Consider the following 8,735-nt stretch of genomic DNA (forward strand, 5'->3'; position numbering starts at 1 on the left):
GACGTGCTTCCCTTCGGACTCGTCAGGCGGCGGACGGGTGGATGGCTCCGGCGGTGGTGGTCAGGGGCGCGCCGCTGCCGCCCCAGCGCAGGGCCACGATCTCGGCGGCCACGGAGACGGCGACCTCCTCGGGCGTACGGGCCCCGAGGTCGAGCCCGAGCGGCGAGCGCAGCCGGGACAGTTCGACCTCGGTCAGACCGGTCTCGGCGAGCCGTTCGCGCCGCTCCTCGTGGGTGCGCCGGCTGCCCATCGCCCCGATGTAGGCGGCCGGGCGGCGCAGGGCCTCCCGCAGCAGCGGTACGTCGAACTTCGGGTCGTGGGTGAGGACGCAGATCACCGTGCGGTCGTCGGTCTCGGTGCCGGCCAGATAGCGGTGCGGCCAGTCGACCACGACCTCGACGCCCGCCGGGAAGCGCTTCGGGGTGGCGAAGACCGGGCGGGCGTCGCACACGGTGACCCGGTAGCCGAGGAAGTCGCCGATGCGGGCCACCGCGGCCGCGTAGTCGATCGCGCCGAAGACCAGCATGCGCGGCGGTGGCGCGAACGACTGGAGGAACACGGTGACGTCGTCCTCCCGGCGCTCGCCGCGCGGCCCGTAGTGCCGCAGCAGCGAGGCGCCGAGCGCGAGTTCGCCGCGCGCGTCGGCGGTGACGGCGACATCGAGGCCGCTCGCGCCGAGCGTGCCGCCCGCCCGGTCCGGCCAGACGGCGAGCGTGGCGCCGCGCGGCGCCGGTCCGTCCACCACCGTGGCCACGGTCACCGGCTCGCCTGCGGCGACCGACGTGGCGACCCCGCCGAACGCCGGGTCCGACGCGGGCGTCACCGGCCGTACCAGCAGGGTGATCTCACCGCCGCAGGTGAGACCGACGGCGAAGGCGTCCTCGTCGCTGTAGCCGAAGGTCTCCAGGCGAGCCTCACCGCTCGCCACGACCTCCCGCGCGAGCTCGAACACCGCCCCCTCCACACAGCCCCCGGACACGCTTCCGACGACCTCGTCGTCCGGGCCCACCGCCATCGCGGCGCCGGGGCCGCGCGGCGCGCTGCGGCTGACCGCGACGACCGTGGCCAGACCGAACGGGATCCCGGCCGCGTGCCACCGTGCCAGCGCCGGCAGAACCTCACGCACCTTCCGCTCCTCTCACCGGCGGCCCCCCGGCCTCCGCACCGCGCACCACGGCCGCGAGCCGCTCCAACGCCGCCAGGCTGTGCCCCTCGACGAAGGCGTCCACGCTGGGCAGCGCCTCCGCCATGCCGGCCGCCAGCGGCTGGTAACCGGGCCGGGCCTTGCGGGGGTTCGCCCAGACCACCTGGTGGGCGAGGGTGTGCAGGCGGCGCATCTGCTGCCCGAGCAGCTCCGGATCACCACGCTCCCAGCCGTCCGAGAGCAGCACCACGATCGCTCCCCGCGCCATTCCGCGCTGCCCCCAGCGGTTCAGGAACTCGCGCACCAGCTCGCCGAGCCGGGTGCCGCCGCGCCAGTCGGGGACGGCCGCCGCCACCGCCGACATCGCCACGTCGGGGTCCCGGTGGGCGAGTTCCCGGGTCACCCGGGTCAGCCGGGTGCCGATGGTGAACACCTCCGTGCGGCCCGCGCGCACCGCCGCGTGTGCGAACCGCAGCAGCGCGTCGGCGTACGGTGCCATCGACCCGCTGACGTCGACGAGCAGCACCACCCGGCGGGGCTTTGCCACCCGCGCGTGCCGGCGCAGTTGGGCCGGTTCCCCGCCCCGGCGCAGCAACTCCCGCACCGTGCGCCGCGGATCGACCTCGCCACGCCGCGCGGGCCTGCGCCGGGCCGAGCGCCGCGCCTGCCCGCGCAGCGCGAACGCGGCGAGAAGCCACCGTAGTCGGGCCCGTTCGGCGGCGTCGAGCGCGGAGAAGTCGCGGTGCCGCAGCACTTCGGCCGAGCTGGCGAGCGAGGCGAACGGCGGTCCGGGTGGCTCGCCCCCGCCCGGGGTGCCCGGGCCCGCGGGCGCGTCCCGGGCGACGAGCCGGAGTCGCTGCGGGGGCGCGCCGCGCGCCGGGCGCGTGCGCGGTTCGCCGGGGGACCCGAAGTAGGCGGCGAACACCCGCTCGTACCGTTCCAGATCGTCGTGCCCGCCGCACAGCGTCGCCCGCCCGGCCCAGTACACGTCCGCACGCACCTCCGGGCGCAGGGCGGCCACGGCGCGCAGGAACGCGTACAGGCGCTCGGTGCTCGCGTCGACCCCCGCCGCCCGCAGGGCGCGCGCGAAGCCGAGCAGCACGGCGTCCGCCGCAGGCCGTCCGGCATCCGCCGCGAGGGAGTCGGTGTCCCTTTCGTGCCCTGCGGCGTCCGCCCCGCATCGCTCGCTGCCGCTCCCGGGGCGCCTGACGTCCGCCCCCACGTCGTCCCCGGGGTCTGCGCCACCCTTCCCGCGCTTTCCCGCGCCGCCCCCGAGGCCCGCGCTGCCCTCTCCGAGGTGTCCGGTGTCCGCCCCCGGCGGCGGGCCTGACCCGTGCTCGCCGGCCATCGCCGTCACCCGCCCCGGGCCGTGAGGACCGCGGTGAGATCGAGCGCCCGGGCCCGGTCGGTGTCCTCCCGGTACTTCAGCACCGAGCCCAGCGTCGCCACCGCCAGTTCCGCGTCCACTTCGCTCGCGCCGAGCGCGTCCAGGGCCTGGGCCCAGTCGAGGGTCTCGGCCACACCCGGCGGTTTGAGCAGGTCCGCGCCCCGCAGCGCCTGCACCAGCGCGGTGACCTGCTCGGCCAGCCGCGCCGAGACCTGCGGCAACCGGCGGCGCACGATGGCCAGTTCGCGGGCGAAGGAGGGATGGTCGAACCAGTGGTACAGGCACCGCCGCTTCAGCGCGTCGTGGACCTCCCGGGTCCGGTTCGAGGTCAGGACGACGGCCGGCGGATCCTCGGCACGCTGTGTGCCCAGCTCCGGAATCGTGACGGAATACTCGGACAGCAGCTCCAGCAGGAACGCCTCGAACTCGTCGTCGGCCCGGTCGATCTCGTCGACCAGCAGCACCGACGGCTGCGTCTGCAGGGCGCGCAGCAGCGGCCGGGCGATCAGGAACCGCCGGTCGTACAGCTCGCTCTCCAGCCGGTCCGCGTCCGTGACCCCGGCGGCCTCGGCGGCCCTCAGATGCAGCAGCTGGCGCGGGAAGTCCCAGTCGTACAGGGCCTGCGAGGCGTCGATTCCCTCATGGCACTGGAGCCGGATCAGCGGCGCGCCGAGCGCCTCGGCGAGGGCGGAGGCGAGCGCGGTCTTGCCCACGCCCGCGTCGCCCTCGCAGAACAGCGGCCGGTGCAGCCTCAGGGCCAGGAAGCAGGTGACCGCCAGCCCTTCGTCGACGAGATACCCCGTCTCCTCCAGGCGGGCCCGCACCTCCTCCGGGCCGTCCATCGCGATGATCGGCGCTCACCTCATTCCGGTCGCGGCCAGCACCGCCCGCCTGGTCAGTACCCGCGCCAGGTGCTGCCGGTACTCCGGCGAAGCGGAAAGATCCTGTGCCGGCCGGGTCCCTTCCGCCGCCACCTCGGCGGCCCGTGCCACGGCCTGCGGACCGTCGGCACCCGCCAGCGCCTCCTCGGCAGCGGTCGCCCTGAGCGGGGTCGCTCCCATGTTGGTCAGCCCCACGCGTGCCTCGACGATCCGCCCGTTGTCGCGCCGCACCAGCGCGGCGACGCCGACGACGGCCCAGGACTGGGCGACCGGGTGAAACTTCTCGTAGTGGAAGTCCCAGCCGTCCGTCTTCGGGATCCGTACCTCCAGCAGCAGTTCGTCGGCGGCGAGCGCCGACTGCAGGTAGTCCACGAAGAACTCGCGCGCGGCGATGGTGCGGCGCCCGGCGGGACCGGCCACGACCAGTTCGGCGTCCAGGGCCAACGCCACGGCGGGCAGGTCACCGGCCGGGTCGGCGTGGGCGAGCGAGCCGCCGAGGGTGCCCCGATGCCGGACGGCCGGGTCGGCCACCGTGGCCGTCGCCTCCGCCAGCAGCCCGGCGTGCCGGCGCACCAGCGGGTCGCGCACCACCTCGTGGTGGGTGGTCATCGCGCCGATGACGAGCGTGCCGCCGTCCTCCCGGACCCCGTGCAGGTCGGGGATCCGGCCGACGTCCACGAGCAGTTCCGGGAAGGCGAGCCGCAGCCGCAGCAGGGGCACCAGGCTCTGCCCGCCGGCCAGCACCTTCGCCTCGTCGCCCGCGTCGGCGAGCGCGCGCACCGCCTCGTCCACGCTGTCCGGACGGGTGTACTCGAACGCGGGGGGAATCATTCCGCACCCTCCTCACCCGGCCGACCGTACTGACCCAGCTCGCCGGACCGGGCCGTCTGCCCAGACTGCCCGGAGCGGGCCGGCCCCGCCCCGCCGGTGCCCTCGGCCGCTCCGTACCGCGCCTCCTGGATCGCCTGCCACACCCGGTGCGGCGAGCACGGCATCCGCACGTCCCGCACCCCGAGCGGTCTGAGCGCGTCCACGACGGCGTTGACCACGGCGGGCGTCGACGCGATCGTGCCCGCTTCGCCCACCCCCTTGACCCCGAGGGCGTTCGACGCCGCCGGCGTCTCCGTCCGGTCGGTGACGAAGTCCGGCAGGTCGGCCGCCGAGGGCACGAGGTAGTCGGCCATGGTGCCGGTCAGGAGGTTGCCGTCGTCGTCGTACACGGCCTCCTCGTACAGCGCCTGCGCGATGCCCTGCGCGAGGCCGCCGTGCACCTGGCCCTCGACGATCATCGGGTTGATGACGCGGCCGACGTCGTCGACGCACACGTACGACCTGATCCGCGTCCGCCCGGTCTCCGTGTCCACCTCGACCGCGCACAGATGGGTGCCGTGCGGGTAGGAGAAGTTCTCCGGGTCCACGACGTGCTCGGCGTTGATCGTGGGTTCGACGCCGTCGGGCAGGTCGTGGTTGGTGAACGTCTCGAAGGCGATCTCCTGGATGGTCCTGCGGGCCTCCGGCGAGCCCTTGACGGAGAACACCCCGCCGCTGAACTCCAGGTCCTGTTCGCTCGCCTCGAGCAGATGGGCGGCGATCTTGCGCGCCTTCGCCACGACCGTCCTCGCCGCCCGGTGCACGGCCTCGCCGCCCACGGCCAGCGACCGCGAGCCGTAGGTGTCCATGCCCTGCGGGGCCGCCTTGGTGTCGCCGTGCAGCACCTCGACGTCCTCGAAGGGCACGCCGAGGACGTCGGCCGCGATCTGGCTCCAGCACGTCTCGTGGCCCTGCCCGTGGGGGCTGGTGCCGGTGACGACCTCGACCTTGCCGGTGGGCAGCATGCGGATGCTCGCCGCCTCCCAGCCGCCGGCCCCGTACCGCAGGTCGCGCAGCACCCGGCTCGGCGCGAGCCCGCACATCTCGGTGTACGTCGACACGCCGATCCCGAGCCGCACGGGGTCGCCGCGCTCGGCGCGCTCGTGCTGCTCGGCGCGCAGGTCGTCGTAGCCGAACAGGGCGAGCGCCTTGTCGGTGGCCGCCTCGTAGTTGCCGCTGTCGTAGGTCAGTCCGGCGATCGTGGTGTACGGGAACTCCTCGTGCCGGATCCAGTTCCTGCGCCTCAACTCGACGGGGTCCAGCCCGAGTTCGGCCGCCAGCTCGTCCATGATCCGCTCGATGGCGAAGGTCGCCTCGGGGCGTCCGGCACCGCGGTAGGCGTCGGTGGGTGTGCGCGTGCTGAAGACGCCGGTGCAGCTGAACTCGTAGGCGTCCATCTTGTAGATCGCCGGGTACATGAAGGCGCCGAGGATCGGGATGCCGGGAGTGACGAGCATCAGGTAGGCGCCCATGTCGGCGAGCAGGTCCACCTTGAGGCCGAGCAGCCTTCCCTCGCGGGTGGCGGCGATCTCGACGTCCTGGATCATGCCGCGCCCGTGGTGGGTGGCGAGCGCGCCCTCGGAACGGGACTCGGTCCACTTCACCGGGCGGCCGAGCCGGCGGGCGACCGCGAGCGCGAGGACCTCCTCGCCGTACACCTGGAGCTTGGAGCCGAAGCCGCCTCCCACGTCCGGGGCGATCACCCGGAGCTTGTGCTCGGGGATCCCGGTGACCGTGGACAGCATGATCCGCAGGATGTGCGGGATCTGGGTCGCCGAGTAGACCGTGTACTCGCCGGACGCGGCGAGCGGGGTGACGACGACGGCGCGCGGCTCCATGGCGTTGGGGATCAACCGCTGCTGGTGGTAGCGGCGTTTCAGCGTCACCTCGGCGCGGTCCCGTACGGCCTCGAAGCTCTCGCCGGCGGCCAGTGGCCAGGTGTAGCAGCGGTTGGTGCCCTTGTCGGCGTGGACCAGCGGGGCGCCCTCCGCCGACGCGGCCTCCAGGTCGAGGACCGGGGGCAACGGATCGTAGTCGACCTCGATCGCCTCCAGCGCGTCGGCGGCCGCGTACCGGTCGCGTGCCACCACGACCGCGACCGGGTCGCCGGCGTAGCGGACCTCGTCGACGGCGAGGGCCGGATGGTCGGGCAGCACGATGTCCTCGGTCACCGGCCAGGCACAGGGCAGCGAGCCCAGTCCTTCGGCGAGGTCGGCACCGCTGAACGCCGCGACGACACCGGGGCGTTCGAGGGCGGGGGAGACGTCGACGCGGGTGAGGCGGGCGTGGGCCATCGGGCTGCGCAGGATCGCCAGGTGCAGGAGGCCGGCCACCTGGATGTTGTCGGTCCAGTTGGTCTGGCCGGTGATCAGCCGGGCGTCCTCCTTGCGCAGCCGGCGCCGGCCGACCTCGCCTTCGACGGCCTGGCCGGTCATGCCGTGACCTCCTCGGCTGCCTCATGAGCCGGTTGCCCGGACGCGGCGAGCACCGCGCGGACGATGTTCTGGTAACCGGTGCACCGGCAGAGGTTGCCCTCCAGCCCCTGCCGCACCTCGTCCGGGCCGGGACGCGGGTTCTCGCGCAGCAGATCGCGCGCTGCCATGATCATGCCCGGGGTGCAGTAACCGCACTGCAGAGCGTGCTGCTCGTGGAACGCGCGCTGCAGCGCCGTCCACGCGCCGCCCTCGGCGAGTCCCTGGACGGTCGTCACCGCGCAGCCGTCCGCCTGGACGGCGAGCACCGAGCAGCTCTTCACGGTCGCGCCGTCCAGGTCGACGGTGCAGGCGCCGCAGTTGGAGGTGTCGCAGCCGATCGGGGTGCCGGTGAGGCCGAGGCGGTCGCGCAGGTAGTGGACCAGGAGGAGGCGGGGTTCCACGTCGTCCTCGTACCTCGTGCCGTCCACCTGCACCGAGATGTGGGTCATGTGCCCTCCAGACCGTGCGGGAGAGGGAAATCAGCCACCTGACGTGATGTAGGTCACCCTACGACCGGGCTCTGGTCACGGCGAGTGGTGCGGAGGGGTTTGTTGAGCGTTAATCCATTGCCGCTCGCTGCCGGGGTCTGCTGCACTGAGCGTTACCCGTTGTCACACAGAGAGGACCGGCGATGCGCGCTGCGTGCATGTCCACCCAGGAAGGAATCCACACCGTGCCGAAGGACATCACGCTCAGTGCATCTGCTCAATCTCGGAATCCTCGCCCATGTCGACGCCGGTAAGACCAGCCTGACCGAACGGCTGCTGCACACCGCCGGAGTGATCGACGAGATCGGCAGCGTCGACGCCGGCAGCACCACCACCGACACCCTCGCGCTGGAGCGGCAGCGCGGGATCACCATCAAGTCCGCCGTCGTGTCGTTCCCGCTCGACGGCGTCACCGTCAACCTCATCGACACCCCCGGACACCCGGACTTCATCGCCGAGGTCGAGCGCGTCCTCGGCGTGCTCGACGGCGCGGTCCTGGTCGTCTCGGCCGTCGAGGGGGTCCAGGCGCAGACACGTGTGCTGATGCGCACCCTGCGGCGGCTGCGGATTCCCACGCTGATCTTCGTCAACAAGATCGACCGGCGCGGTGCGGACGGCGCCGCCGTGCTCGCCCAGATGGCCCACAGGCTGTCCGTACCGCTCGTCCCGGTGGGGGAGCCCGCCGAACCGGGCACGCCCACCGCCCGTTTCGTCGCCCGCCTCGGCGCGGCCGCGCTGGACGCGCTCGCTGACCACGACGACGAGTTGCTCGCCGCCTACCTCGACGGCGGGGTGACCGACGCCCGCCTGCGCACCGCCCTCGCCGCCCAGACCCGGCGCGCGCTGGTCCATCCGGTGTACTTCGGCTCCGCCATCACCGGTGCGGGCGTGCCCGAGCTGATCGCCGGCATCGAGCGCCTGCTGCCCACCGCCGCGGGCGACCCGGCCGGCCCCCTGTCGGCCACGGTCTTCAAGGTGGAACGCGGCCCGGCGGGGGAGAAGGTGGCCTACGCCCGGCTCTTCTCCGGCACCCTGCGCATCCGCGACCGGATCCCGTTCGGGGACGGGGGAGAGGAGGACGCCCCGGCCGACGGCCGGGTGGGGGGCCACGCGGAGGGAGTGGAGGGCGGGACCACCGGCGGCCGGGCGCAGCGCCGGGCCGGCGCCGGTCGCGCCGCAGTCCGGGCCACCGACGATCGTGCGCGGACGGCGGCTGCGACGGGTCGTGCGCGAGGTCCGGCCACCGACGACCGGGTGCGCGGGCAGGCCCCGGGACATCGCGCGCAGGGGCGGGCATCCGGCGGCATCGGCATCGAGGGCCGGACCGACCAGGGCCGTGCGGACGGTCCCGCGGAGGGCCTGGACACGGACGGGCGGGTGGAGGGCGATGGCCTCGGCGGTCGTACGGCGGAGCGGGGTGCCGGCGGCCCGGTGGGGGGCGGTGGCCTGGGCGGTCGCGTGGGGGTGCGGGGCGGGGGTGGTCGTGGGGGA

7 protein-coding genes are annotated in these 8,735 nt (G+C 74.1%); 1 reads left to right on the top strand and 6 read right to left on the bottom strand.

The annotated features are described in order from the left end of the window. Positions 1 to 22: 22 nt before the first annotated feature. The 6 genes from AB0L59_RS09535 to AB0L59_RS09560 form a co-directional block, all read right to left on the bottom strand. The gene (locus AB0L59_RS09535) at positions 23 to 1,126 is read right to left on the bottom strand and encodes an XdhC family protein (protein ID WP_365581218.1); all 1,104 of its coding nucleotides are present in this window, start codon (positions 1,124 to 1,126) and stop codon (positions 23 to 25) included. After that, complete coding sequence (locus AB0L59_RS09540) at positions 1,119 to 2,366, bottom strand: VWA domain-containing protein (RefSeq protein ID WP_365581219.1); 1,248 nt, start codon at positions 2,364 to 2,366, stop codon at positions 1,119 to 1,121. Before AB0L59_RS09540 ends, AB0L59_RS09535 begins: the two co-directional genes overlap by 8 nt. Positions 2,367 to 2,497: 131 nt before the next feature. Next, the gene (locus tag AB0L59_RS09545) at positions 2,498 to 3,373 is read right to left on the bottom strand and encodes a MoxR family ATPase (protein ID WP_365581221.1); all 876 of its coding nucleotides are present in this window, start codon (positions 3,371 to 3,373) and stop codon (positions 2,498 to 2,500) included. A gap of 15 nt (positions 3,374 to 3,388) precedes the next feature. Continuing rightward, on the bottom strand, positions 3,389 to 4,243 hold the full coding sequence (locus AB0L59_RS09550; RefSeq protein ID WP_365581222.1) for a xanthine dehydrogenase family protein subunit M: 855 nt from the start codon (positions 4,241 to 4,243) through the stop codon (positions 3,389 to 3,391). Beyond that, positions 4,240 to 6,717, bottom strand: coding sequence for a molybdopterin cofactor-binding domain-containing protein (locus AB0L59_RS09555; RefSeq protein ID WP_365581224.1), 2,478 nt, complete (start codon positions 6,715 to 6,717; stop codon positions 4,240 to 4,242). Before AB0L59_RS09555 ends, AB0L59_RS09550 begins: the two co-directional genes overlap by 4 nt. Beyond that, entirely contained in the window at positions 6,714 to 7,205 is a 492-nt protein-coding gene (locus tag AB0L59_RS09560) for a (2Fe-2S)-binding protein (protein WP_365581226.1), read from the bottom strand. Before AB0L59_RS09560 ends, AB0L59_RS09555 begins: the two co-directional genes overlap by 4 nt. 246 nt (positions 7,206 to 7,451) lie before the next feature. On the opposite strand from AB0L59_RS09560, the gene AB0L59_RS09565 reads away from it, so the two are divergent. Beyond that, positions 7,452 to 8,735: GTP-binding protein (locus AB0L59_RS09565; protein WP_365581228.1), on the top strand; the 1,284-nt coding region annotated here is incomplete at its 3' end.

Origin of the sequence: Streptomyces sp. NPDC052109 (genome assembly GCF_040680195.1) — a bacterium.
Classification (GTDB): Bacteria; Actinomycetota; Actinomycetes; order Streptomycetales; family Streptomycetaceae; genus Streptomyces.